At 71.9% G+C, this 23,517-nt stretch carries 26 protein-coding genes; 5 read left to right on the plus strand and 21 right to left on the minus strand.

The features are described 5' to 3' along the window. The first annotated feature begins 60 nt into the window (after positions 1-60). The gene (locus ABEB03_RS11240; protein ID WP_425589218.1) at positions 61-2,007 is read left to right on the plus strand and encodes an N-acetylmuramoyl-L-alanine amidase; all 1,947 of its coding nucleotides are present in this window, start codon (positions 61-63) and stop codon (positions 2,005-2,007) included. 531 nt (positions 2,008-2,538) lie between these two features. Here ABEB03_RS11240 and ABEB03_RS11245 read toward each other — a convergent pair. The 6 genes from ABEB03_RS11245 to rpmG all read right to left on the minus strand — a co-directional run bounded on the left by ABEB03_RS11245 (position 2,539) and on the right by rpmG (position 7,576). Next, a complete protein-coding gene (locus ABEB03_RS11245; protein ID WP_345645598.1) occupies positions 2,539-2,991 on the minus strand; it encodes a flavodoxin family protein in 453 nt (150 codons plus the stop codon). Positions 2,992-3,394: 403 nt separating this feature from the next. Beyond that, positions 3,395-4,216 carry a maleylpyruvate isomerase family mycothiol-dependent enzyme gene (locus ABEB03_RS11250; protein ID WP_345645601.1) on the minus strand — a complete coding sequence of 274 codons (822 nt, stop codon included), beginning with the start codon at positions 4,214-4,216 and terminating at the stop codon, positions 3,395-3,397. A 269-nt stretch (positions 4,217-4,485) separates the two neighbouring features. Further along, entirely contained in the window at positions 4,486-6,525 is a 2,040-nt protein-coding gene (locus ABEB03_RS11255) for a DUF1996 domain-containing protein (protein ID WP_345645992.1), read from the minus strand. Between the two features lie 349 nt (positions 6,526-6,874). Beyond that, positions 6,875-6,997 (minus strand): type B 50S ribosomal protein L36, encoded by a 123-nt coding sequence (ykgO, locus tag ABEB03_RS11260; protein WP_028801377.1) that lies wholly within the window; start codon positions 6,995-6,997, stop codon positions 6,875-6,877. A gap of 106 nt (positions 6,998-7,103) precedes the next feature. Next, on the minus strand, positions 7,104-7,364 hold the full coding sequence (locus ABEB03_RS11265; RefSeq protein ID WP_345645619.1) for a type B 50S ribosomal protein L31: 261 nt from the start codon (positions 7,362-7,364) through the stop codon (positions 7,104-7,106). A 47-nt stretch (positions 7,365-7,411) separates the two neighbouring features. Beyond that, positions 7,412-7,576 carry a 50S ribosomal protein L33 gene (gene rpmG / locus ABEB03_RS11270; protein ID WP_345645623.1) on the minus strand — a complete coding sequence of 55 codons (165 nt, stop codon included), beginning with the start codon at positions 7,574-7,576 and terminating at the stop codon, positions 7,412-7,414. Positions 7,577-7,825: 249 nt separating this feature from the next. On the opposite strand from rpmG, the gene ABEB03_RS11275 reads away from it, so the two are divergent. After that, complete coding sequence (locus ABEB03_RS11275) at positions 7,826-8,095, plus strand: hypothetical protein (protein ID WP_345645626.1); 270 nt, start codon at positions 7,826-7,828, stop codon at positions 8,093-8,095. Beyond that, positions 8,092-8,646, plus strand: coding sequence for a hypothetical protein (locus ABEB03_RS11280; RefSeq protein ID WP_345645629.1), 555 nt, complete (start codon positions 8,092-8,094; stop codon positions 8,644-8,646). The genes ABEB03_RS11275 and ABEB03_RS11280 overlap by 4 nt, the downstream gene beginning before the upstream one ends. A 184-nt stretch (positions 8,647-8,830) precedes the next feature. Here the strand turns inward: ABEB03_RS11280 and ABEB03_RS11285 are convergent, their stop codons facing one another. From ABEB03_RS11285 to ABEB03_RS11315, 7 genes are all read right to left on the minus strand, one after another. After that, positions 8,831-9,334 (minus strand): winged helix-turn-helix transcriptional regulator, encoded by a 504-nt coding sequence (locus tag ABEB03_RS11285; RefSeq protein WP_345645632.1) that lies wholly within the window; start codon positions 9,332-9,334, stop codon positions 8,831-8,833. Then, positions 9,331-10,389 carry an LLM class flavin-dependent oxidoreductase gene (locus ABEB03_RS11290; protein WP_345645635.1) on the minus strand — a complete coding sequence of 353 codons (1,059 nt, stop codon included), beginning with the start codon at positions 10,387-10,389 and terminating at the stop codon, positions 9,331-9,333. Before ABEB03_RS11290 ends, ABEB03_RS11285 begins: the two co-directional genes overlap by 4 nt. Further along, positions 10,389-10,895, minus strand: coding sequence for an SRPBCC family protein (locus tag ABEB03_RS11295; RefSeq protein WP_345645638.1), 507 nt, complete (start codon positions 10,893-10,895; stop codon positions 10,389-10,391). Before ABEB03_RS11295 ends, ABEB03_RS11290 begins: the two co-directional genes overlap by 1 nt. 189 nt (positions 10,896-11,084) lie before the next feature. Further along, on the minus strand, positions 11,085-11,786 hold the full coding sequence (locus tag ABEB03_RS11300; RefSeq protein ID WP_345645641.1) for an SDR family oxidoreductase: 702 nt from the start codon (positions 11,784-11,786) through the stop codon (positions 11,085-11,087). Between the two features lie 213 nt (positions 11,787-11,999). After that, positions 12,000-12,569, minus strand: coding sequence for a TetR/AcrR family transcriptional regulator (locus ABEB03_RS11305; protein WP_345645646.1), 570 nt, complete (start codon positions 12,567-12,569; stop codon positions 12,000-12,002). 95 nt (positions 12,570-12,664) lie between these two features. Beyond that, positions 12,665-13,246, minus strand: a complete 582-nt coding sequence (locus ABEB03_RS11310) for a PadR family transcriptional regulator (RefSeq protein ID WP_028801385.1) — start codon at positions 13,244-13,246, stop codon at positions 12,665-12,667. Between the two features lie 90 nt (positions 13,247-13,336). Then, positions 13,337-14,266 (minus strand): LysR family transcriptional regulator, encoded by a 930-nt coding sequence (locus ABEB03_RS11315; RefSeq protein WP_345645654.1) that lies wholly within the window; start codon positions 14,264-14,266, stop codon positions 13,337-13,339. Between the two features lie 95 nt (positions 14,267-14,361). Here ABEB03_RS11315 and ABEB03_RS11320 point away from each other — a divergent pair, with 95 nt between their 5' ends. Next, on the plus strand, positions 14,362-15,579 hold the full coding sequence (locus tag ABEB03_RS11320) for a diaminopropionate ammonia-lyase (RefSeq protein ID WP_425589219.1): 1,218 nt from the start codon (positions 14,362-14,364) through the stop codon (positions 15,577-15,579). Between the two features lie 121 nt (positions 15,580-15,700). On the opposite strand, the gene ABEB03_RS11325 is transcribed toward ABEB03_RS11320, so the two are convergent. Next, complete coding sequence (locus tag ABEB03_RS11325) at positions 15,701-16,498, minus strand: SGNH/GDSL hydrolase family protein (RefSeq protein ID WP_345645657.1); 798 nt, start codon at positions 16,496-16,498, stop codon at positions 15,701-15,703. Positions 16,499-16,877: 379 nt separating this feature from the next. Then, complete coding sequence (locus tag ABEB03_RS11330) at positions 16,878-17,075, minus strand: hypothetical protein (RefSeq protein WP_345645660.1); 198 nt, start codon at positions 17,073-17,075, stop codon at positions 16,878-16,880. 202 nt (positions 17,076-17,277) lie between these two features. Here ABEB03_RS11330 and ABEB03_RS11335 point away from each other — a divergent pair, with 202 nt between their 5' ends. Then, complete coding sequence (locus ABEB03_RS11335; RefSeq protein ID WP_345645663.1) at positions 17,278-17,994, plus strand: MerR family transcriptional regulator; 717 nt, start codon at positions 17,278-17,280, stop codon at positions 17,992-17,994. A 100-nt stretch (positions 17,995-18,094) separates the two neighbouring features. Here the strand turns inward: ABEB03_RS11335 and ABEB03_RS11340 are convergent, their stop codons facing one another. From ABEB03_RS11340 to ABEB03_RS11365, 6 genes are all read right to left on the minus strand, one after another. Beyond that, entirely contained in the window at positions 18,095-18,655 is a 561-nt protein-coding gene (locus tag ABEB03_RS11340) for a TetR/AcrR family transcriptional regulator (protein WP_345645666.1), read from the minus strand. A gap of 3 nt (positions 18,656-18,658) precedes the next feature. Further along, entirely contained in the window at positions 18,659-19,354 is a 696-nt protein-coding gene (locus ABEB03_RS11345; protein ID WP_345645669.1) for a type 1 glutamine amidotransferase domain-containing protein, read from the minus strand. 230 nt (positions 19,355-19,584) lie between these two features. Further along, a complete protein-coding gene (locus tag ABEB03_RS11350) occupies positions 19,585-20,256 on the minus strand; it encodes an enoyl-CoA hydratase-related protein (protein WP_345645672.1) in 672 nt (223 codons plus the stop codon). Between the two features lie 33 nt (positions 20,257-20,289). Then, positions 20,290-20,904 (minus strand): TetR/AcrR family transcriptional regulator, encoded by a 615-nt coding sequence (locus ABEB03_RS11355; protein ID WP_345645674.1) that lies wholly within the window; start codon positions 20,902-20,904, stop codon positions 20,290-20,292. A 224-nt stretch (positions 20,905-21,128) separates the two neighbouring features. Next, a complete protein-coding gene (locus ABEB03_RS11360) occupies positions 21,129-22,370 on the minus strand; it encodes an MDR family MFS transporter (protein ID WP_345645676.1) in 1,242 nt (413 codons plus the stop codon). After that, complete coding sequence (locus tag ABEB03_RS11365; protein ID WP_345645678.1) at positions 22,367-23,482, minus strand: PLP-dependent cysteine synthase family protein; 1,116 nt, start codon at positions 23,480-23,482, stop codon at positions 22,367-22,369. Before ABEB03_RS11365 ends, ABEB03_RS11360 begins: the two co-directional genes overlap by 4 nt. Positions 23,483-23,517 lie beyond the last annotated feature (35 nt).

Raw genomic sequence — 23,517 nt, forward strand, 5'->3', positions numbered from 1 at the left:
CCCGCAGTGAAGAAACGTTCTACCCCTCGTGTCCCCACTGCCGTACGCAGGCACCGTCGGATGGTCTGTGCGACCGCGTCGACGGCGTTGATGGCTCCACTCCTCATCCCCCTGCTGTCCGGCCCGTCGGACGACGGGGTGGCGGCGGACCAGCGCCTGCAGAACGACTTCACCACCGCGGCGGACGAGTACCGCGTGCCGCGCAGCGTGCTCATGGGCGTGTCGTACCTCCAGTCCCGGTGGGACTCCCATCCGGGCGCGCCGAGCGTCAGCGGCGGCTACGGGCCCATGCACCTGGTGGACGTCCACCAGTCGCAGGCCCCGTACCACGGGACCACCAGGCCCCGGGTGGTCGCGGCCGGGCCTCCGCCCTCGGCCCAGGCGAGCGCTCCCGGCGGCCCCCTCCAGCCGACGGACCTGCGCAAGGCCGCCCGCCTCATCGGGGTTCCGGAGGAGCGGCTGCGGACCGACTCCTCCGACAACGTCCGCGGCGGCGCGGCGCTGCTCGCCGCGGCCCAGCGCAAGCTCGGCAAGCCGCTCAGCGCCAACCCGGCGGACTGGTGGGAGGCGGTGTCGGAGTTCCCGGGCACGGACGACGACGAGGCGGCGGCCACTTTCGCGAACGACGTGTTCGCCGTGATCCGCAGTGGCGCCCACCGCACCACCGACGCGGGGCAGCGCGTCACGCTCCCCGCCAGCCCTGATGTGCGGCCCCACGCGGCGAGCACGGCCGGGGCCAAGCGCCCGAAGGACGTCGAGTGCCCCAAGGAGCTGTCGTGCTCCTGGCTCAGCGCGCCGTACACGGAGATCGACGACGAGAGCTACGGCAACCACGATCTGGCCGACCGGCCCAAGGACCAGAAGATCGATTACATCGTCATCCACGACACCGAAGCACCTCTGACGTCCATGCTCCAGACGGTGCAGGATCCCGAGGAGGCCTCGTGGCACTACTCGGTCCGCTCCAGTGACGGCCATGTCATCCAGCACATCAAGACCAAGGACGCCGCCTGGCACTCCGGCAGTCAGTTCGTGAACGGGCGGTCGATCGGCATCGAGCACGAGGGGTTCCTCGCCCAGCCCGACGCCTGGTACACGGAGCAGATGTACCGCTCCTCGGCCCGACTGGTGCGCTACCTCGCGAAGAAGTACCACGTCCCGCTGGACCGGCAGCACATCTTCGGACACGACAACGTGCCCGCCCCGACCGCCGACTCCATCCCCGACATGCACGACGACCCGGGTCCCTACTGGGACTGGCGGCACTACTTCGACCTGCTCGGCGCACCACTGAAGGCCACGGCAGGGCCGGACAGCGACATGGTGATGGTGCTCCCGGACTTCGACTCGCACAGGCCGCGGTTCACGGGGTGCACGGAGGACGGGGCGGCGTGCGCGCCGCACGGTTCCAGCGCCGTCCGCCTGCACACCGCGCCGGCCGACGACGCCCCGCTGATCCAGGACCCCGGCCGGCGCCCGGACGGCGACGACTCCACGGAGGACGTCAACGACCTGGGTTCACGGGTCTCCGCCGGCCAGACCTACGCGGTCGCCGACCGCAGCGGCGACTGGACGGCGATCTGGTATCTGGGCAACAAGGCCTGGTTCAGGAATCCGAAGAATCACCCCACGGCCGTCGGCGCGAGCGGCCAGATGGTCACTCCCAAGGAGGGCCTCTCGGAGGTCGAGGTGTTCGGCCGCGCTCTCCCGGAGGACGACGCCTACCCCGAGGGCGTGCCGGAGCCTCAGGAGTCCCCACTGCCGTACACGCTTCGCGCGGGCCAGCGGTATGTGACGCAGTCCCGTCTGGTCGGCTCGTACGTCGACCGGTCGACCTTCGAGGACAAGCCGAGCCCGGTCGTCAAGGGCCAGGAGGCGTACTACGAGATCCAGTTCGGGCATCGGCTCGCGTACGTCCGGGCGAGTGACGTGGACGTGGTGAAGGTGAAGTCACAGGCGCAGGCAGGCCCGCCGTCAGGACACGGGGGCCGCTCCGCCAAGCACTGACCGGCCGGGCCTCCGACAACGACACGGCACGTGGCGCCGACCATGCGGCGCCACGTGGCGTGTGCCTGTGCAAGTGATCATAGTGGACCGATAAGCACAAAAGCCGTATTTACGCATTCTCTGTCCGCGGCGCCGTATCCGGTGCCCGGCACCGGCATCACGTTCGCGCCGTGGTCGTCGAGGCCGGGAAGTCCACACGGGCTGGCCGGCCGCGCCGCCATGGTGCGGAACTCGTCCGCGCCCCAAGGGGATCCGGGAAGTCGGCCGTCTCGGCAGGATGTTGCGCAAACGCACGAACCCCGCCCCCAGATGGGGGCGGGGTTCGGATCGGAGCGCCGGGCAGGCCTTGCACCTGCATCTCCCCGCAGGAAGCGGGACGTCTTTCCTTGGACCACCAACGCACGGCCGGACGCCTGTTGGTTCAGGCGTTCTGCTCAAGATCAAGTGTACCCCACTCCACGGGACGCTGTCTCCCGACACGCGGACGCGCGACGCCGTGGGCCGCGGCGCCGCTCACGCAGCAGGCCGGAGTCAGCCCATCAGGCCCGCCGCCACCGTCGCCCCGAGTTCCCAGCACGCCTCGGTGTCCGCCTTGGCCGGCTCCCCGGTCACCTTCACCGGCTCGGCGGCACGTCGCCAGCCCAGTCCCGTGGTGATCGACTCGATGCCCCGCACCGCGCCGGTGACGTCATTGCCGCCGTGCACCCAGAAGCCGAAGGGCCGCCCCCGCGTCTCGTCCAGGCAGGGGTAGTAGACCTGGTCGAAGAAGTGCTTCAGCGCCCCGGACATGTAGCCGAGATTCGCCGGCGTGCCGAGCAGATACGCGTCGGCGGCCAGCACGTCGGCCGCCGTGGCGGACAGCGCCGCACGCCGCACCACCCGGACGCCCTCGATCTCCGGGGCCGTCGCGCCGGAGACGACGGCCTCGAACAGGGCCTGGCAGTTGGGCGAGGGGGTGTGATGCACGATCAGCAAGGTAGCCATACCGCGGAACCCTGCCGCGACGCCCCGGCCCGCCGCAAGCCGCGACGCCGCCGCTCACTCCCGCGTCGTCGGGCTCGTGTACGGCGTGAACGAGTGGCTGTCGAAATGGACCGCCGTCGAGCACGGGTGCCGCGGGTCGGTGAGCATGCGGTGGACGAACTGTGCGGTGGACCCGTCGAACCGATGCCAGTGCGCGTACGCGTCGTCCGTGACGAGGATGGGCCAGAGGTCCGGATCGGCGCCCTCCGTCAGCCAGTAGAACGCGGTCCTCCGCTCGGTGCTCGCCCAGCACCTCGGGCCGCGGTACGAAGCGCCGTTCGTCCATGGTCGGGGAGTGAAACACAGCCCACCGACATCGCCCGTCGGGGGCGTCCCCGGACGGGCCTGCGCGCGTCGCGGCTTCTCAGGGCGCCTTGAAGAGGCCCGGGAAGCGCGGCGCGAGCCAGGGTTTGCGACCGGTCACGAGGATCCGGCCCTGGGACAGGGCGCTTCCCTGGCCGCGGCGGCCGAGGGCCATCAGGAGGAAGGTGACCGGTTCGATGTGGATGGTGCAGTCCGGGCGGGCGGACGGCTGTGCCTCGACGGACACCGCACCGTCGTCCAACGTCACACCGAACCGTTCACCGCCCCAGAGGCGGATCGCGTAGCGGGCGGTCAGCCCGGTGGTTCGGGCCGTGTCCGTCACCCGTGGCATGACCGTGAGCATGAACGGCAGGGTCAGGCCGACCCGGGCACGGTCGATCATGTGGGGCCGGCGCAGGGCGCGGGCCAGGTCGTATCCGTGGCCCAGCATGTGCGTGAGCAGGTAGGACCCCAGGACCACGGGGCTCATCGGGCCCAGCGGGGTGAAGACGGTTCCGTCCGCGGCGCCTTCGTCGAGCGCCTTCAGGCAGGCGTCGGCCTGCTCCACGATCATGGCGGCCAGGGGTTCGGCCGCGCGCTCGTCGAAGGCGGCGAGTGCCTGCTCGTTGGCCGCGGCGAGGCTCTGCGGTGTGCCGTCACCGTAAGGGCGTGCGTTTCCCGCGGCGAGGTCGGCCATGAGTTCGTTGGCCTGTGCCAGATGGGCCGCGGCCTCCCCCACGGTCCACTCGGAACCGGGGACGTGGCCCTCCATGTCCGTGCACTGACGCAGCAGCGCGGCTATGTCCTCGGCGGTGTCGCGTATGGCGGTGCCCAGTCCCTCGGGGAGGGTGTCCCGTACGTTCTGTCCAGCCGTCGATTCCACGCCGTTCCCGTCCTGGTCTGCTGCTCCTGCCGGGTGCGCGCGCAACCGGGCGGTGAACGCGTCACCGATCACCGGGGGTACAGGAGACCAGTCGATCGAGGCTGCGGCAAGACCCTGAGCAGCACGTTCTGGCGCGGGACCGGGGGTGCTCGTGCGGAAACGGCCCGGTGGAGACGGACCGACAGGCCGCGTGTCCTGCTTCGGACAGGGCGAGCCGGCTGCCCGGGGCAGCCGGCTCGCCCGGTTCTCGGCGCTCGATCAGCGCGCGATCACATGGAGCTGCGCCTGATACGGCGGAGGAGGACGAAGCCCCCGATCACGAGGAGGCCTCCCACCGCGGCCGGCCACAGCTGCGTCCCGGTGTCGGCGAGGTCGCCCGTCACCGCCTGCGGTTCGGTCTGGTCGTCGGCCGACGGAGCCGGCGCCTGTGTGGCGGGCGCCTGACCGGAGTCGCCCGCTGCGCCGCCGTTGTCGTCCGTGTCGCCCTGGTCGGCAGGGGCCCCGGCGCTCTGGGAGGCGGTGGGCTCGGTGTCGGACTTGGTGTCGGGCTCGTCCGACTTGCCGTGGTCGGTGTGCGTGCCGCCGCCGGCCGGTGCGCTGGTCGCCGTCCCGGTGTCGGCCGGGGGCTGCGACGCGTCGTCACCGCCGTTGTCGCCGCCGCCCGGGTTCCCGGTGTCGTTGCCCGGGTCGTCGGTGCCGTTCCCGTCACCGTTCCCGTTGTCGTTCCCGTCGGCGGGGTCGTCGGCGGTCTGGGTCGGGGTGGGCTCGGGGTCGTCGGCGGTCTGGGTGGGGGTGGGCTCCGGGTCGTCCTGCGGGGGCTCGTCCCCGCCGCCCGTACCGGCGCCGCACTTGCGGCCCTCGTTGATGCAGTCGACCATCTCCCGCATCAGGCCCTCGTCGAAGACGTTGATGAAGTCTCCGTGGTCGGTGACCGGCTTGTGGAGCTGCTCGGGGAACGAGTCCACCGCGAACAGCGGGGTGGTCTTGCCGCCGTCGTCCAGGCTGGGCGCGTCGACGTCGTACACGATGCGCTGCACCAGCTGCGGGATCGCCCGGAAGCCGCCCGCGCAGCTGCCGTCGGCCGCGGCGAACGCCACGTGCGTACGGTGGTTGGCGCTGTCGATGTTCTGACCGTCCCAGCAGCTCTGGAACTTGAAGGTGCGGACCACGTCGCTGCCCTTCGGGCAGATCGGGTACTTGTCCTTCAACTGCCGGTCCTCGGAGCCGGTGCAGCTCCACGAGGCGTTGGCGTTGCCGGGGCCGTTGACGAAGGCCTTGGCGTCACCGGTGATGATGCGCAGCAGTCGCGGCATGGCCGTGACCTTGCTGCGCGGGCTGCCCACGAAGGTCAGGGTGACCTGCTTGGGCGTGACGATCTTGCCGGCGTTGCCCTCGGTCCCGCCGCCGGGCGCGCCCGCGTCCCGCTCCTGGGTGCCGTTCTGCAGGCGCAGCACGGGCCAGTAGTAGGTGGACTTGTCGCCCTGGTTCTCGCAGGTCGTGTCGGCGTTCGCCAGGTCGTCGTCGGTGGCGAAGGCGTTGTTGGACTGGTTGCCGACGTAGTCGTGGAAGTGGTGCGCGCCGTTGGTGACGCCGGGGGCCACGATCACGTTGTCCGAGTTGAACAGGCCGTTGGCGTTGACGCCGCAGCTGGTGGCGAAGGTGCCGCGGGAGGCGTCGCCGCCGGGGTTCGGGTTCTGCACATTGGGCTGGACGGAGTTGATGTCCGCGTAGTCGGCGGCCACGGGGCCGTTGCCCGCCTGACCGCCGTTGCCTGCCTGGCCGTTGCCCTGGTCCTGGCCGCCGTTCTGGTCCTGGCCGCCCGGCTGTTCCTGGCCGGCGCTCTGGTCCTGGCCGCTCTGGTCGCCGCCGTTCCCGTCCTGGCCGTCGCCGTTCTTGTTGCCCGAGGCCTGGAGTGTGCAGGCGGCGAGCTCGTCCAGTCCCTCGGGACGGTCTCCGACGCGGTCGATGGCGTCGGCGATCCGCCCGATCGTCGCCGTCCGCTTCTCCTTCAGCGGGTTCATGATCGCGTTGTCGGCGAAGCCGTTGTCCTGCTGCTGCGCCTGCGCCGACTCCTGGACCCGCTGGTAGGCCTCGGCTATCTGCTGGTCAAGGAGCGCGAGTTCCTTGTCCACGTCCGCCTTGGCCTCTTCCGGCACGTCCGTCAGCTTGGCGCCGACGTCCGGACAGTCGATCGTGGCGGCACCGGAGGCGAGGACGTGGTCGGCGTCGCTCCCCTGCGTCTGGCCGGAGTCGCCCTCGGTGGCCGACGCGTAGACGTTGACGGCCACGAGCCCACCTCCGCCCAGCATCATGGCGATCGCCAGCGAGGTCGCACGCCGTGCACCCGTGGGTCGGCGTCTGCGCGTGTTGCGTCTCAAGGAAGTACTCCTGCGCGTCGTGAGCGGCTCGACATCGAAATCCCCGTGGCCCTATACGGAGATGAGCCATGGCGCGTTCAAGTGCCCCGGAAATTCACAGGAATTGCATACCGCCTCGCGCGTTTCCAGCCGCCTGAGCAGGGGAAGCGCACGCGAACGCCGGCGCACGGTGTCCTCGATTCCGGCGGTTGGGCGGCACGGGCGTCATCGGGCCCGGACGCCCGGCTGCCCGGCCTCCGCGATCCACGGAGGCCGGGCAGGCCGTTCGGTGTGCGCTCCGTCAGCCCTGGCGGGCCTTGAAACGCGGATCCTTCTTGTTGATCACGAACGTCACACCGCGCCGGCGGACCACCTGGGCCCCGGGCTTCGACTTGAGTGACCGCAGGGACTTGCGTACCTTCATGGCTCTGTTCTCCTCCACGTGCGGAAGACCGTTCTTCGGCGCGGGCCGCGGGCCGCGGCACGCCGTGTGCCTGTCGGGCACGGGCCGCTGCGCCGGAGGGCCTGCGTCAGGCGCGGGCCGCGGACGTACGGCCGTAGCGGCGTTCGAACCGCTCGACTCGCCCCTCCGTGTCCAGGACCCGCGAGGTCCCGGTGTAGAAGGGGTGGCTCGCCGACGAGATCTCCACGTCGATGAGCGGGTAGGTGTGGCCGTCCTGCCACTCGATCGTCCGGGCGGAGTCCGCGGTCGAGCGCGTGAGGAAGGCGACGTCGGCGGCACGGTCACGGAAGACGACCGGGCGGAGTTCGGGGTGGATACGGGTCTTCATGCGATGTCCTTCCTGGTGGCCGTGCGTCCGGTGGTGTGGTGCCCGGGTCAGCGCTCCTCCCGGAACGCGACGTGCTTGCCGACCACCGGGTCGTACTTGCGCAGGACGAGCCGGTCGGCGTCGTTCTGACGGTTCTTGCGCGTCACGTAGGTGACGCCGGTCCCGGCGGTCGACCTGAGGGTGACGACGGGGCGTGCGGTGCTGCGTGCCATGAGGTGCTCCTTTCACCGACATCCCCGGATTGATCCGAGCATGTCAGTCACGCTCGTTGTAACAGGGCGGGGGGCTTCCGCATTCCCGCCCCTTCTCCCCGTCCTGTGCCTTATGTCACGTCCGAATACCACCCATCGACGCCGCTCCCGGAAATATGAGCGGATCACCTGCCCGTTGTCGCCTACATCCGTGGGCGCTCTGGAGGCTGGCATGGACAACGGTCGTACGGGACGGCGAAGGCGGCCGCGATGAGCCACTTCGCCCCTGGGCTCTTCCGCGGTGGCTCCGGCCACCCCGCGCCCGGCACGGCAGCACGGGGTACACGGCAGCGCAGCGCGCTCGCCCTGCTCGCGGTGGGTCTCGACCTGGCCGCCGCGGTGATGCTGCTGAGCCGTGATCTCTCGAACGCCCTCGTCGGTCTGCTCCTGGCGGTCCTCGGCTGGTTCGCGACCGGTCGCGTCGCGGCCCGGCACCCGGCGCCCCTGGAGAGCGGAACCGACAGACGGACGCGGCGATGAGCCGGGCGACCACGACCACTGCGACGGTCGCCGCCTTCCCGGACGCGCCTCTTCCGGCCAAAGCCGGTCCCACCGGGCGACGCGGGCGCGTCACCCGGGAGGAGCGGCGCCGGAGGCACGTCGTGGAGCTGCTCACGGCGTCCGCGCTGGTCCTCGTCCCCTGGACGGTGCTGCTCGGAGTGACGCTGCCGTCCGACTACCGCGTCCACGCGTGGCGTGCGACCTGGGTCGGTTTCGACATACTGCTGCTCACGGCGCTGACGACGACGGCCGTCCTCGCCAAGCGGCGTCACCGGGCGGTGGTGATTCCCGCGCTGGCCAGCGCCGTCCTCCTCGTGTGCGACGCATGGTTCGACGTCTCCCTCTCCCTGGGCACCCCGGCCGTCTGGGGGTCCCTCGCCTTCGCCGTCTGCGCCGAACTGCCCATGGCGGCCTTCCTCTTCCACCGCACGCACGCGCTGCTCCGGCGGCAATGGGCGCCCAGGCAGCCACTGGACGCCGCGGACGGCGACGTACGGCAGGCCACCGAGGCCACGACCGGCCGACTCTGACCACGTCGCGGGCCCGTCGCCGGTCGAAGCGCCGACGGGGCCGCAGGGCACGTCGAGTGATCCCCCGGCTCCAGGTGCGCCGCTTCGGTGACGGGGCCGAGCCGTGGCCGTGCCAGAGGCACACGAAGCGCCCTTGTCGGAGGCACCCGCGGCGGCCCCGCAAGAAGCACGCCGAGCGGCGCTGTCAGGACCGGGCGAAGCGGCGCTGGACGTCGGGACGCGACTTGAGCCGCTCCGGGTAACCGGGCCCCATCCGCACGGACGTGTTCTCGGATCCCATCGGCTCGCCGCACGCGGAGCAGACGACCCGCGCCTCGGCGTCGTGGCCGCAGGAGTCGTGGTGGAGAGTCACGGGGACACCCTCCTCCCCCGCGAGCCATCGGTCGCCCCACCGTGTCATCGCGGCGAGGACGGGGAAGAAGTCGCGCCCCTTCTCCGTCAGCACGTAGTCGTAACGGGGCGGCTCACTGTCGTAGAGCCGCTTCTCCATCAGCCCCTCGGCCACCAGGCGGCGCAGCCGGTCCGTCAGCGTGTTGCGCGCGATGCCCAGCTCCTGCTGGAACTCGTCGAAACGCCGGCTTCCGTAGAACGCCTCCCGCAGCACCAGCGACGTCCACGCGTCGCCGAGCAGGTCGACGGTGCGTGCGATGGAGCAGGGCCAGCTCGCGAACGACTTCCGCGCGGTCATCCCGCATCACCGACTTCCCGGACCAGTTCGATCGCCCTGGCCAGCGTGTCGAGCTTGGCCCGCATGCCGTCTCCGGCCGGATACAGCCGTACGGTGTCCACGCCCGCGTCGCGCCATACGCGCAGCCGTCGCCGCACCATGTCCTCGGTGCCGATCAGTGTGGTGGCGAGCACCATGTCGTCGGTGACCAGACCGGCCGCGCCCTCGCGGTCGCCGCTCTGCCAGCGCTCCCGGACCTGCGCGGCCACGTCGGCCCAGCCCTGCCTGCTGTAGGCGCGGTTGTAGAAGTTGGTCGACGCGGAGCCCATCCCGCCCAGGCTGAAGGCCAGTTCCTTCTTGCGGCCCGCGACCATGGCTCCCAGCGCCTCCTCGTCCGGGGCGAAGGCCACCTCCGCGCCCTGGCAGACGTCGAAGTCGGCACGGCTGCGGCCGCTGAGGGCGAGTCCTTCGTCCAGCGGGGCGAAGTAGGCCTCCGCCGCCCCTTCGGGGACGAAGCTGGTGCCGAGCCAGCCGTCCGCGACCCGGCCGGTCAGCCGCAGCATGGCCGGGGACAGCGCGGCCAGATACACCGGGATCGGGTGCTCGGCCCGCAGGGACAGACGCATGGGTACCGCGTCCCCGCCAGGCCTCGGGATCGTGAACTCCTCGCCGGCGTAGGAGATCTTGTCGCCCGCCACCGCCTGCCGCACGATCTCCACGGTCTCGCGGACGCGTGCCAGGGGCCGGGCGAAGGACACGCCGTGCAGCCCTTCCATCACCTGGGGGCCGGAGGGGCCGAGGCCCAGCAGGAACCGCCCGCCGGAGAGGTTGGACAGGGTGATCGCCGTCTGCGCCAGCGCCACCGGGGTACGCGTCCCGACCTGCATCACGGCGGATCCGAGCAGCATGCGTTCGGTCCTGGCCGCGTAGAAGCCCAGGGCGGACGGGGCGTCGGAGCCCCATGCCTCGGCCACCCAGCAGATGTCGAGGCCGGCCTTCTCTGCCTCGACGACGAAGTCGGCCTGCTCGGTCCAGGAGTCGAAGCCCGACGCCTCGACCGTCGTCGCCGTGCGCATCACGCCTCCGCCAGGTTCTTGATGTGCTCCAGCGTGACGGTCATGTTGCGCTCGAACTCACGCATGCGCACGAACACGATCTTCTGCTCCTTCTCCGGCATGGCGTCGATCGCGTAGGAGAGTCCGGAGCGGCCTGGTCCCATCTGCATCCACTGCGTCAGCTCGGTTCCCCCGTCCTTGGGTTCGAGCCGGAATCGCCAGACGGCACTGGGGCGCGCCGGGTCCTCCACGGCCCAGGCGAACACCCGCTCCGGTTCGGCTTCGACGATCGTCGAGGTGGTCGCCCACTCGCCGAAGGAGTCGTGCCTGCTCCGCCCGACGAACCTGGCGCCGACGGCGGGCCCGGTGGCCCCGTCGAGCCATGCGACGGACTGCAGCTCCGAGCTCATGCCCGGCATCAGCTCCACGTCCGAGACCAGCTGCCACACCCGCTCCGGTGTGGCAGCGATCCGTGTCGTCACCTCGACCGTCGGCCTGTCCGCGTACACCGCACCCGTCCACTCCATCGTGGGCCGCCCTCCGCGCCGTCATGGGGTTCCGAACTCCAGAGTTGCGTAATAAGACTCACCAGGTCAAGGAGCCCCGTCAAGCCAGGAGCACGAAACGCACAACAGGAGTGCGGACGAACGGGTCGGGCCGTGCAGTGCTGCGCCGGCGGTCCGGCCGTGGCGCGCCGCCGGGCCGGCGGCCGTGCGCTACGGGGCCAGCTGCGGGTAGAGCGCCGCCGGGTCTCCGGCCAGGCCCGCCTTGACCTGCCGCGTGAGGTCGTCCGCCAGCACCTCGAAGGCTCCCGCCTCGACGCCGTCGAGCGCCAGGGCCGCGACATCGCGGGCGCCGACCTTGGGGGCGTCCACATGGGCGGCCATGTCGGTGTCCACGTAGCCCATGTGCAGGCCGGTGACACTGATCCCGCGCTCGTGCAGCTCCAGCCGCAGGGTGTTGGTCTGCGACCAGAGGGCGGCCTTGGAGGCGCTGTAGGAGCCCGAGACGCCCAGCCAGGAGAGCACGGAATGGGCATTGAGTATGTGGCCGCCGCCGTTGCGCTCGATGATCGGCACGAAGGCGCGGGCCAGAAGGAGCGGGCCGTAGAAGTTGGTCTCGAACTCGCGGCGGACGTCGTCGACGGACGAGTCGAGGAAGGACGCCCCGACGTAGGCACCGGCGTTGTTGACCAGGATGGTGACGTCCTGCGCCTGCTCGGCGGCGGCCGCCACGGAGGCGGGGTCCGTCACCTCGAGCGCCAGCGGGACGGCGTCCGGGTGCGTGACCGTGCGCGGGTCGCGGGCCGTGGCGTACACCTTGGCGGCCCCGCGGGCGTACAGCTCCTCGACCAGCGCCTTGCCGATCCCCCTGCTGCCACCGGTGACGAGCGCGGTGGCTCCCTTGATTTCGGTCATGACTTCCTCCAGAGCATCGGAAACCGATCGGTTTCCATCCACCGTAAACCGATCGGTTTCCGCATTCAAGCCGGGAGGGGGTCACTGAGTCTTGTTTTCAAACTCACGCCGAGGCGCGACGGACGGACCAGAGCACCGACGGGTCGCCGGGCAGCATTGGAGCGCGCCCGCCCAAGACCGGGGCGAGCGCTGTGTCAGTGTGAACGACGCAGGTCAGCGCAGTCCGGAGGCGTCCAGGAGTGCGGTCACCGTCGGCCCGATGAGCCCCACGAGGTTGTCGGCGCCGACCCCGGCGCGGGCGCTCGCCCCGTCGAACACCAGGGTCAGCTGCCGGGCCAGCAGATCGGGATCGCTCGCCCCGCCCCGCTGCGCTTCCTCGCGGAAGAAGTCCGTCAGGGTCGCCTTGACCCGGCGAGCCACCCGACTCGCGGGGTGATCCACGTCCTTCAGTTCGATCTGGACGGCGAGATAGGGGCAGCCGCGATATCCCGGCGCGGCGGCCTGCGCCTCCGCCTGCGTGAAGACGTGCAGGATCCGTTCGCGGGGCGAACCGGCGTCGCCCTCCGGGGGCAGCAGCAGGTCGGAGAAGCCGGCGGCGCGACGCTCCAGGCTCTCCGCCAGCAGGTGGTCCTTGCTCTCGAAGAGCTGGTACATCGACCGCTTGGAGACGCCCGCGGCCCGGCACAGCGCCTCGACGCCGATACCGACGCCCTCGGCGTACGCGAGACCGGCCGCCGCATCGAGCAGCCGGTCGCGGGAGCTGGTCTTCGCCTCTGAGGTCATGCCAAAGGCTAACGCGATCGCGCCCGATCGAAAACCGATCGGTTTCGGCTGTGTCCGGGGTGCTCCGAGCCGGACGGGCGACGCCCGCCCCGCTGTCAGGCGCGTGCTGCCGAGGCGAGCGCCGCCGTTCGCTGCGCGAGGCGCCTGAGAGCCATCTCGCCCCACTGGATCGTCGACCGTTCCAGGGCGAGTCCGCCCTGCAGGGTGAGGTAGGGCCCGAGGCGCTCGACCGTGGCGCAGTACTCGTCCTCGGTCCGCCCGTCGAGCATGCGCTGCTGCGCGCGCTCGTACCGGGCGAGCTTGGCCGCGGCCCGTTCCACGCGCTCGACGAGGTCGGCTCGTACGGCCTCGATGTCACCGAAGTCGACGCACTGCACCTTGACGAGCAGCTCGTCACGGATGGCCGTCGGCTTCGCGGGCGCGTCGGAGACGAAGGCACGGACGGCTTCGAGGCCCGCTTCGGTGAGTGAGTAGAGGCGCTTGTTGGGGCGGCGCTCCTGCTGCACCACACGCGCGGAGACGATGCCCTCGCTCTCCATGCGCTCCAGCTCGCGGTAGATCTGCTGCGGCGTGGCCATCCAGAAGTTGGCGACGGAGACCTCGAACCCCTTCGCGAGGTCGTACCCGGACGCCTCGCCCTCCAGAAGCGCGGCCATCACCGCGTTGCGCAGAGCCATGACGCCCAACCTAACACCGCGTTCGACACCCGCCGGCGCGCCTGATCACGGCCTGCGCGGAGCGCCGGAAGGCCCCCCTGCGGGGCCCTTTCAGGCCGTGCCGCCGATCGGCTCGGCGGCCTGTCGCAGGGCCTGCCGGCAGGCGACGATCGCGGGATGGCCGCCGCGGCCCCCGCGTACGGCGGTGAAGATCTTCCGGCTTCCGCGGCCGTGCGGGAGCGGCGTGAGGGGCACCGTCGGCGCGTGCCCGCTGCGGACCAGGTCCGGGAGGAAGGCGACGGCGTGCCCCTGCTCGACGAGCCGCTGGTGGAGGAGGAGGTCGGTGGATTCGAAGCGGACGTCCGGTTCGAAACCGGCGTCCCGGCACTGCGTCATGGCCCAGTGCCGGGCGGGCGTGCCCTCCGGTTCCATGACCCAGGGGTCCTCGGCGACGGCCCGCAAGACCGCTCCCGGCCTGGCCCCGTGCGCCGTGTCCCGCGTCGCGAAGGCCCGCGGGCGGGCCAGCCTGAGGGTGTCCTCGCACAGGTCCTCGCGCTCCGTGCCGGCGGGCAACGGGTCGGGGTGGCCCGGGTACTCCTCGGCGACGACCAGGTCGAAGTCGCGGGCGACCAGGGCAGGCAGGGCCTTCTCCGGTTCGGTCTGGGTGACATGGATCCGCAGCCGGGGGTGGGTGTCGCGCAGCCCGGTCAGTGCGGCCGGGACGAGGGCGAGCGCGGCCGTCTGGAAGGTGGCGATACGCAGGGTGCCGGTCAGTTCGGTCAGCGAGGTGGCGATGTCCGCCTCCGCCTGCTCCAGCCGCCGCAGCACCGCCTCGGTGTGCTCGACGAGGATCTCGGCCTGCTCGGTGAGCCGCACCCGCCGGCCCACGGGCTCCAGCAGCGGGACGCCGACCTCCGACTCCAGCAGCGACAACTGCTGGGAGACCGTGGAAGGGCTGTACGAGAGGGCGGCGGCGACAGCGGCGAGCGTGCCCCGGTGCTTGAGCTCGCGGAGCAGACGCAACCGGTGCAGGTCGAACATCGGTACCCTCCTCGGCCATCGGTCGGCTTCCTCGACGATTATCGGTCGGAAACATTCACTGGACCAAAGGGAAGGAGAGGCGACACAGTGGCCGGGTGTCTGCGATTCCCTCCCAGAACTCCATCGGCGGCCTGCCGGAGCAGGGCCGGGCGTGGTTCTCGCGTCCGGCGGCCCGCGCCTGGACCTGCCCGCCCGCCCCGGCGGCCGTACGGGACTTCCACTCCCGCCTGCCCGGCTTCACCTCCACCCCGCTGACCGAACTTCCCGCCCTGGCCGAGGAGTTCGGGGTCGGGCGGGTGTTCGTCAAGGACGAGTCGTGCCGCCTGGGACTGCCCGCCTTCAAGGCGCTGGGCGCTTCCTGGGCGATCCACCGGGTACTGGACCGGCGCACGGACGACCACCCCGTACGGCTGGTCACCGCCACCGACGGCAATCACGGCCGCGCGGTCGCCCGCATGGCGCGTCTGCTCGGCCACCGCGCCCATGTCTTCGTGCCACAGGGCGTTCACCCGGCGGCGGAGGCCGCCATCGTCGCCGAGGGCGCGGACGTCACCCGGGTCGACGGGCCCTACGACGAGGCCGTCCGCCGTGCGTCCGAGGCCTCGGACGAGCCGTCGGCCGTGCTCGTGCAGGACACCGCCTGGTCCGGCTACGAGGAGGTCCCCGGCTGGATCGTGGAGGGGTACTCCACCCTGTTCGCCGAGATCGACGAGCAGTTGGGCGCGGCGGGCGCGGGCCCGGTGGGCCTGGTCGCCGTCCCGGCCGGCGTGGGGTCGCTCGCCCAGGCCGCCGTCACCCACTACCGCCGAGGCACGGCCGGACCTGCACCGGCCCTGTTGTCGGTGGAGCCCGACAACGCGGCGTGCGTCCTCGCGAGCCTCGTCGCGGGCGAGGCCGTCAGCGTCACGACCGGCGAGACGATCATGGCCGGCCTGAACTGCGGCACCCCCTCCAGCCTCGCCTGGCCGTGCCTGCGGGACGGTGTGGACGCCGCCGTCACGGTCACCGACGCCGAGAGCGCCGCCGCCGTCCGCGATCTCGTCGCGCTCGGCGTGCTCGCCGGGCCCTGTGGCGCGGCCTCACTCGCCGGGGTGCGCGCCGCGCTGGGCGACGACGGGCTGCCGGGTCGCCGAGCCGCCCTGGGCGTCGGCCCCGACTCGACGGTCGTTCTGTTGAGCACGGAGGGCGCCGATGCCAATCCGGCGCCGGCGGCCCGTGCACCCGTCACGTCTGCAGGGGGCGTCCCACCCGCCACACCCGTCACGTCGGACGCGTCCTTCGCGCCGGACGCGTCTTTCATGTCGGACCGCTAGGTCGCGCTGGGCGCCTGAGCCGCGCGGGACGCCTGGGTCACAGGGGACGCGCAGACAGCCTGGGGCGCATCGGACACCTGAGCCCCACGGGTCGCGTCAATGACGCACGGGTGCGCGGCGGTCAGGACAGGTCTTCGGCGGGCACGGTGACCGGCAGGAGCACCGGTCTCTTGGCCGTCCGGCCGTCGCCGGAGGACCGTCCCCGTACCCGCCGCGCGATCCACGGCCCGAGGAAGGATCCGGCCCAGCGCAACTCTGCGCGGACGGCCCGCAGTCCCGACGGGGCCGAGAGGTCGGCGGGCAGGGGCCGCGTCCAACTGTCGTCGCTGCCCGGCAGGTCCAGTGCCTGCGCGACCGCGGCGGCGATGCGTGCGTGCCCGAGCGGGGCGGCGTGCAGACGGTCCGCGCTCCACAGCCGCGGATCGGTCACGACGGGATGGTGGGAGGTCTCGGCCACCACGACGCCGTGCCGCCGGGCGGCCACGCGGATGCCGTCGTTCAGAGCGAGGACGCGGTGACCGATGGGGCGGGCCAGCGGCGTCATCCGGGCGACGTCCGGGAAGGTCAGCGTGGCGACGCGGGCTCCCTGCGCGGTGAGCGCGGCGAACATGGCGTCCAGGTGGGCGACGACCTCGTCGGCGTCGAACCGGGGACGCAGGACGTCGTTGACACCGGCCACGACCGTGACGAGGTCGGGGCGCAGCGCGAGGGCGGGTTCGAGTTGTTCGGCACGCACCTGCCCGGCCAGCCGACCCCGTACGGCGAGGTTGGCGTACACGAGGTCCGGGCTGCTGCGTGCGAGCTGCTCGGCGAGCCGGTCCGCCCATCCACGCAGCCCCCGGACGTCGTCGCCGTCCCCGAGCCCTTCCGTCTGGCTGTCGCCCAGCGCGACGTACCGCAGGTATGCGCTGTCGGGCACCTGCCGATCACCGTCCTCCGTCACCCCGATCGCGCGGGCGCGTCGTGCCGCCTCACGCAATCAACCGGTCAACAATGCACCTAGGTGCATTGTTGACCATAGCAAGCCATGAGCGATCCCCGGGTGCGGTGCGCGGCACCGCGCCGCCACCCCGTGACCGTCACCGCACGCAGCACCCGCGCCCGGCCGAACTCGGCCTCTCCGCCTCACTCGTCCCGCGTCTCCGCGGCCGGGCGTCCGGCCTGGACGCAGCACAGCCAGGGCCGCACGTCGCCACTCCCCGCACTTCGAAGCCGTCGTCCGCGACCTGGTTCGGCGAAGTCCTCGTGTCCCGGCATCGACCCCGGGCAGTACGACACCGCCGAGGAGGCGGTCGGAGTCAGGGCCCGGCAGTCGCCTCGATCCGCCAGCGGCCGACCTCTTGGTACTCCGAGTCGTACACGGCCGAGCCGTCGCCGGGCTCGAGCGCGTAGTGGTGGAGGTTGCCGCCCCAGTAGCGGAGGATGCGGCCGAGCTCGCCCGCGGGGTCCGCCGTCAGGCGCGCGTCGTCCATGGTGACTTCCAGCAGGAATTTCAAGTCGCCCACTCCTCTGACACATCCGGACAGCCCGGCTCGAACGGCCGGGCCTCGGCTTTCAATTGTTTCATTCAATTGCTTATGGGGACTTCCGGAGCAATCGGCGCTGGACATGCCCTCACGATGCCCGAAAAGTCTCAACCGGCGATGAGGGGTTAAGGTGAGCGTCTCGGTACGGGCTGCGGGGACGGCGGAGGTCGATGTGAGTCAGCGACCGCGCGCCGTCGACCTTGCGCGGACGGCCGGGATCTCGGTCCAGCAGGTCCGCAATTACGTGGAGTTGGGGGTTCTGCCGCCGACGGAGCGGACGGAGAGCGGATACCGGGTCTTCACCGCTGCCCACGCACGGGCCCTCGGTGCGGCCCGCGAGATGGCCGCGGGTCACGGGTGGCCGACGGCCCGCGTGGTCATGCGAGCCGTTCACGACGGCGACTTGGAGGCGGCGTTGGCCGCCCTCGACGCGAGTCACGCCCGACTGGACCGCGAACGAACGGAGTTGGCGGCGGTGCACGAGGCGCTGGACACCGTGCTGGCGGGCGGCACGATCACGTCGGCGTCCGCTCGGCGTCACCTGCGCATCGGTCAGGTGGCCCGCGTCGTGGGGGTCCGGCCACCGGTCCTGCGGCTCTGGGAGGAGCGCGGTCTGCTGCGGCCGGACCGGGAGCCGTCGACCCGCTACCGGGTCTACTCCCGCACGGAAGTGCACGCCGCGCAGGTCGTCTCGCTGCTCCGCCGAGGCCAATACCCCCTCGCGACGATCAAGGCGGTCCTGGACGAACTGCGGTCCACCAAGAGCCCCGACCGTGTGGTCGACGAACTGGCCGGGCGGGGCCGGGACCTGCACCGTCGCAGCCTCCACCGACTGCGCGCCTCGGCGGCCCTGCACGACTACCTGGATCACCTCGGTCACCTGGATTGAGGGGCCTTCGCACCGGCATGTCGCCGGTGCCGGCGCCCGCACCGCCTCCGCGCACCCGGTCGCCTCAAGGCCGCCCGCCGAGCCGCCGGCCGGCGGAGCGTCACCGGGACGCAGGGGTGCCGAGCAGTCCGCACAGGAGCGCGGTGGCCGCGGGCTCCAGCAGCGCGCTGCCCTCGGCCTGCGACTCCAGGCCGACGACGAGCGCGATGGCGATGTCGGCGGCCTCGGCCGGCTCGACACCGCCGACCGTGCCCGCCTCGGCGAACAGGCCGATGAGCAGGCGCCGCAGGTCGGCGGTGAAGGCGCAGCAGATCCCGCCGAACAACCGGGCCTTGGCGTCGAGGAGTTCGGCGGTGTGCGGCGACGGGCCGCTGAGTTCGAGGACGAGGTCCAGCTTGGCCACCAGGACGCCCCTGATGCGCCGGTCGTGCGGGGCGTCCCGGTCGGCGGCGGCCGCCCGGGCACGGACGAGAGCCCGGTCGTGCAGGCGGGCTGCGAGCTTGCGGAAGGCGTCGTCCTTGCTGCGGACGTACTGGTAGACCGCCGACCGGGACACGCCCATGGTGGAGGCGATGTCGTCCATCGTGGTGCGCCGTACGCCGTACCTGGTGAGGCAGTCGTACGTGGCGTCGAGGACCTCTTCGAGCCGGTCGGCGCTCATGCGTCAGCCCAGCTTCTGCAGCAGTTCCGCGGCGAGCGGCGCGGAGGACGCGGGGTTCTGGCCGGTGACGAGGTTGCGGTCGACGACCACGTTGGGCGCCCAGGGCTCGCGGGCCTGTACGTCCACACCGGCCTCGACGAGACGGGTCTCCAGGAGCCACTTCGCGCGGTCGGCGAGTCCTGCCTGGGTCTCCTCGACGTCGGTGAAGGCCGCGACCCGGTAGCCGGCGAAGGCGTTCGTGCCGTCGTCGCGGGTCGCGGCGAGCAGCGCGGCGGGCCCGTGGCAGACCACGCCGAGCGGCTTGCCCGACGCCAGGGTGTCGATGAGGAGCCGGCCGGAGGTGGCGTCGACCGCCAGGTCCTCCATGGGGCCGTGGCCTCCGGGGTAGAAGACGGCGGCGTAGTCGTCGAGGTTCACGTCCTCGAGACGGATCGGGCTGTGCAGCTCGGACATCCCGGCGAGCACGTTCGCGATCTTGTCGGCGCCCTCCGGGCCGCCGTTGACCTCCGGGGCGAGGCTTCCCTTGTCGACGGTCGGGACGACGCCGCCGGGCGTGGCGACGACGATCTCGTGACCGGCCGACGTGAGGATCTCGTACGGCGCGGCGGCTTCCTCGGCCCAGAAGCCGGTGGGGTGCTTGGTGCCGTCGGCGAGGGTCCAGTGGTCGACGCCGGTCATCACGAAAAGGATCTTGGACATGCGCTGCCTCCGAGGGATACGGGCCTGTGGGGGCCCGGGGCGATGGTGATCGCACGCTCCGGCACCCTGCGAGCGCTGACGCTTCGGGTGCAGATCGTCAGTGCGGCGATGTCCTCGAAGGTAGGCCCCTCTCCCATTCGTTTCCAATGACGATCCCCATGCCAGACATTGGAAATCCAATGCCTGGCGGGGCGCTGGTGGACTCGCCGGCGAGGTGCGTCCCGTCGGCGTCAGCCGAGGGGGTTATCCCGGTCGCGCAGGACGGTGAGGACGGGGGCGTACATGCGGGCCTTGATCGTGCCGAGGGTGTCGCCCGCCTTGGCCGTCAGCGCTGCGGCGATCTCGAGGGCGGTGGACCGGACCGCCTGCTCGTCCACGGCGCGGTCGACGATCCCGTCGGCGAGGGCGTCGTGACCGCCGTAACGGCGGGCGGTGACCATGGCCTCGTGCGCGGGTCGGGGCGCCAGCCGCGCCTGGATCAGGGCCGACATCCCCGGCGTGAAGGGGATGTTGATGTCGGCCTCGGGCAGGCACCAGAAGCCGCGGTCGCCGCGCATCACACGGAAGTCGTGGGCCAGGGAGAGCATCGCGCCCGCCGCGAACGTGTGCCCCTGGAGGGCCGCCACGGTGACGATCGGCAGGGACAGCACGCGCGCGAAGAGGTCGTGCACCGAGACGACGTACTCGTGGTACTGGTCGGCGTGGGCGAACAGCCAGTCGAGGTCGAGGCCGTTGGAGTAGAACTTCCCGGTGGCGGTGGTCACGAGGGCGCGCGGCCCCTCCGCCTTCTCCACCTCGTCCAGAGCCGCGTTCACGGAGGCGATCCAGTCGGGGTGGAAGCGGTTCTCGTCGTCTCCGAGATCGAGTACGAAGACGTTGTCCTGGCGGTCGAGCGCGGGCATGGCCACTCCTTGGGCGAATCGGGTCGGGCGGGGTCAGGTGGTCTGCGGCCGGTGGTCCGCGTCGGGCCGTGCCGGCAGGGCGAGTCGGAGCAGGTCGTGGATCTCGGCCGCGGCGGCCTCGATGGGGGCGGTGCTCCGCTCGGCGCGGCACATGATCACCGCTCCCTCGACGGCGGAGATGATGAACGCGGCCAGGCGTGTGCTGCGCTCCTGCGGCACTCCGCCGTGCAGCAGGAGGGCGGCGAGCGATTCCTGCCAGCGCGCGAAGACCGCGGCGGCGGAACGGGCGAGCTGCGGTGCGTCGTCGTTGGTCTCGACGGCCACGGCCACGATGGGGCAGCCGTTCCGGAAGTCGCTGTCGAGAAGCCTCTCCCGCCACAGAGCGAAGAAGGCGTCGACGGCCTCCAGCGGATCGCCGGCGCGCGCGGCGGCGTCGAGCAGACCGCCGATGAAGTCGCCGGCGAGGGCGACCGCCTCGTCGATCAACTGGGTCCGCCCGCCGGGAAAGTGGTGGTAGACGGAGCCGCGCGGGGCGCCGCTGTGGGAGAGCACCCGGTCGATGCTCGTGGCGCTCGCCCCGTACTCACGCAGCAGGGCCGCGGCGCTGAGGACCATCCGGTCCCGGCTGTCGCTCTTGCGCGGGCTCACACACCTCTCCCTTCGTGTCCTCGCGGGCGGGGAGCTCCCTGACCATGGCCGCCACCGTCGACACGGGTCGCCGATCCACCACCAAGCAGCTACCTGCCAGTAACTTATGGTGTACTCCATAGAACAGGCAAGGGGTGGCCGCCGCCCGCCTCCCGCACCTCGGCACCCGCACCGCAGCGCCCACACCCCCACCGCACGGCTCCCGCAGGCCGTCCGACGGTCGCTCAGCCCGGCACGGGAACCGGTCGCGCCGTGAGGTACCCGGCACTGTGCAGCCTGACGACCAGCGCGGCACACACCAGCCCCGTGCCCGCCAGCACGGCCCACGGCAGCCAGCTCACGCCCGTGTCGAACAGCGCCCCGACGCCGAGATTGCCGAGGGAGACGGCGATGCCGGAGACGGTGTTGTAGGCGCCGTAGTGCGTCGCGACCAACCGGTCGCCGCACAGACGCACGACGGTGTCCATCTCGAACGGGTAGAGGAGCGCCCCGCCCCAGGCCAGCAGTGCCGCGCACACCACCAGAGCGCACACCCCTGCCGCGGGGTCGTACGGCCGGGGCATCAGCGGCAGGAAGGCCACCCCCATCACCACCAGCCCGTACGCGATCGCCTGCGGACCGGGCAGCGTCCGCTTCGCCCAGGCCGTCAGCTTCAGCTGGCCCGACAGCGCGGCGAGCGCGGAGACGGCGAAGACCGCTCCGGTCACCAGGCCGGTCCGCTCGCCGAAGAGTTCGCGGGCACGCAGCGGCAGGGCGAGGTACACCTGGAAGGCCAGGACGTACGAGCAGCTCATCGCGGCGGCGAAGAGGAGGAAGGGGCGGTTGGCGGCGACCGTGCGCCAGTCCGCGGCGACCGACCGCCGGGCAGGCTCGGCGCCCCGGTCCGCCGCGGGACGTGCGGGCAGCGCGCGGGCCTGCACGATCGCCAGCGCACCGAAGATGACCGCGGCGACCGTGCACACCGCCGCGAAGTCCCAGGCCAGCAGGGCGAGTCCGGCGAGCGGGCCGACGAGGATGCCCGCCTGGTAGAACACGTTGAACGCGGCGAACGCCTCGACCCGTCGTGCCTCCCCCGCCTCCGCGGCCAGATAGGCGCGGACGGCCGGGTTGAACAGAGCTCCCGCCAGACCCGTCAACGCCGAGGCCGCGATCAGTGCGGGCAGTCCGTCGGCCACGGCGAGCAGCCCGAACGCGACCGTCCGCAGCGCGCACCCGGCGAGGATCGCCGGCTTGCAGCCGTAGCGGTCGGCGATCGTGCCGCCGACCAGGAACATGCCCTGCTGCGAGAGGTTGCGCACGCCGAGGACCAGACCCACGGTCCAGGCCGCGAGGCCGAGCCCGTGGGCGAGATGGTCGGCCAGGTACGGCATCAGCATGTAGAAGCCGAGGTTGATGGCGAACTGATTGACCATCAGCAGCCGTGCGGGGCGGTCGAAGGAGGCCACTTGGGCGCGCAGCCCCTTCATCGGACGCCCGCCCTCGTCGCGCCGCGGCCGAGCGGATCACGGACCCGGCTGCACCGGGTCCAGCGTGTCACGACCCGTTCGTCCTGCTCGGCGATCTCGTCGGGTTCCTGCGGCGCCGGGCGGCCGAGGAGCCGCTGCTCGTGGCACCAGGCGTCGTTGTAGACGGTCTCCAGGTAACGGTGCGGGCCGTCGGGGAAGATCGCGGCGATCCGGGTTCCGGCCGGGAACTCCCGCGCGGCCCATCCCGCGACGAGGGCGACCGCGCCGACGCTCCAGCCGCCCGAGGCGTAGTGGCGGCGGGCCAGCCGGCGGCAGGCCCACACCGCCTCGTCCGCAGCCACCCAGTGCACCTCGGCGAAGGCCTCGTAGTCGACGTTGGCGGGGTGGATGCTGGATCCCAGACCGCGCATCAGGCGCGGCGCGGCGGGCTGTCCGAAGATCGTCGAGCCGACCGCGTCCACCCCGATCAGCCTCAGCCCGGGGAACGACTCGCGCAGCCCCGCCGTGACACCGGCGGAATGACCGCCCGTACCCACCGCGGCCACCAGCACGTCGACGTGGCCGAGTTGGGCGGCGAGCTCGGCCGCCAGCGGCCGGTAGGCGGCCGCGTTGTCGGGGTTGTGGTACTGGTCCGGGCAGTACGCGTCGGGCATACGGGCCAGGAGTTCGGCGACGCGGTCGCGGCGGGCCTGCTGCCAGCCGCCCTCCCGGTGCGGGACGGGGACCTGGTCGACCCGGGCGCCGAGCGCGGTCAGCAGACGGACCACGGAGAGCTCCGCGCCGGGATCGGTGACGACGGTGACCGGGTGGCCGTACGTCAGCCCGGCCAGGGCGAGGCCCAGACCGAGGGTGCCGCTGGAGGACTCCACGATCGGGGCGCCGGGGACGAGTTCACCGCGACGGCGCGCCTCGCCGACCATGTGCAGTCCGGGGCGGTCCTTGATGCCTCCGGGGTTGGCGCCTTCCAGCTTGGCGTGGAACCCGCGGCCGGGCGGGGCGAAGGGTTCGCCGACCCACAGGACCGGGGTGTCGCCGACGAGTTGGGCGGGGCGGCGGGCGATCGCGGGAAGCGGGGTGCGATCCCCGCGGGGTTCGAGCAGGGAGAGGTGCATGGGCGTACGGCTCCTCGGCGCCCTGCCGGATTCGG

This window comes from Streptomyces siamensis (assembly GCF_039543605.1).
Lineage (GTDB): Bacteria > Actinomycetota > Actinomycetes > Streptomycetales > Streptomycetaceae > Streptomyces > Streptomyces siamensis.

Excerpts from the sequence above, each read along its gene's own strand:
- ABEB03_RS11245 (WP_345645598.1), bottom strand. The coding sequence starts at position 2,991 with ATGGCTACCTTGCTGATCGTGCATCACACCCCCTCGCCCAACTGCCAG.
- ABEB03_RS11265 (WP_345645619.1), bottom strand. The coding sequence starts at position 7,364 with ATGAAGACCCGTATCCACCCCGAACTCCGCCCGGTCGTCTTCCGTGAC.
- ABEB03_RS11360 (WP_345645676.1), bottom strand. The coding sequence starts at position 22,370 with ATGAAGGGGCTGCGCGCCCAAGTGGCCTCCTTCGACCGCCCCGCACGG.
- ABEB03_RS11275 (WP_345645626.1), top strand. The coding sequence starts at position 7,826 with ATGAGCCACTTCGCCCCTGGGCTCTTCCGCGGTGGCTCCGGCCACCCC.
- ABEB03_RS11310 (WP_028801385.1), bottom strand. The coding sequence starts at position 13,246 with ATGGCTCTGCGCAACGCGGTGATGGCCGCGCTTCTGGAGGGCGAGGCG.
- ABEB03_RS11295 (WP_345645638.1), bottom strand. The coding sequence starts at position 10,895 with ATGGAGTGGACGGGTGCGGTGTACGCGGACAGGCCGACGGTCGAGGTG.
- ABEB03_RS11240 (WP_425589218.1), top strand. The coding sequence starts at position 61 with ATGGTCTGTGCGACCGCGTCGACGGCGTTGATGGCTCCACTCCTCATC.
- ABEB03_RS11290 (WP_345645635.1), bottom strand. The coding sequence starts at position 10,389 with ATGCGCACGGCGACGACGGTCGAGGCGTCGGGCTTCGACTCCTGGACC.
- ABEB03_RS11305 (WP_345645646.1), bottom strand. The coding sequence starts at position 12,569 with ATGACCTCAGAGGCGAAGACCAGCTCCCGCGACCGGCTGCTCGATGCG.
- ABEB03_RS11300 (WP_345645641.1), bottom strand. The coding sequence starts at position 11,786 with ATGACCGAAATCAAGGGAGCCACCGCGCTCGTCACCGGTGGCAGCAGG.
- ABEB03_RS11280 (WP_345645629.1), top strand. The coding sequence starts at position 8,092 with ATGAGCCGGGCGACCACGACCACTGCGACGGTCGCCGCCTTCCCGGAC.
- ABEB03_RS11255 (WP_345645992.1), bottom strand. The coding sequence starts at position 6,525 with ATGCTGGGCGGAGGTGGGCTCGTGGCCGTCAACGTCTACGCGTCGGCC.
- ykgO (WP_028801377.1), bottom strand. The coding sequence starts at position 6,997 with ATGAAGGTACGCAAGTCCCTGCGGTCACTCAAGTCGAAGCCCGGGGCC.
- ABEB03_RS11285 (WP_345645632.1), bottom strand. The coding sequence starts at position 9,334 with ATGACCGCGCGGAAGTCGTTCGCGAGCTGGCCCTGCTCCATCGCACGC.
- rpmG (WP_345645623.1), bottom strand. The coding sequence starts at position 7,576 with ATGGCACGCAGCACCGCACGCCCCGTCGTCACCCTCAGGTCGACCGCC.
- ABEB03_RS11315 (WP_345645654.1), bottom strand. The coding sequence starts at position 14,266 with ATGTTCGACCTGCACCGGTTGCGTCTGCTCCGCGAGCTCAAGCACCGG.
- ABEB03_RS11340 (WP_345645666.1), bottom strand. The coding sequence starts at position 18,655 with ATGAGCGCCGACCGGCTCGAAGAGGTCCTCGACGCCACGTACGACTGC.
- ABEB03_RS11365 (WP_345645678.1), bottom strand. The coding sequence starts at position 23,482 with ATGCACCTCTCCCTGCTCGAACCCCGCGGGGATCGCACCCCGCTTCCC.
- ABEB03_RS11350 (WP_345645672.1), bottom strand. The coding sequence starts at position 20,256 with ATGCCCGCGCTCGACCGCCAGGACAACGTCTTCGTACTCGATCTCGGA.
- ABEB03_RS11345 (WP_345645669.1), bottom strand. The coding sequence starts at position 19,354 with ATGTCCAAGATCCTTTTCGTGATGACCGGCGTCGACCACTGGACCCTC.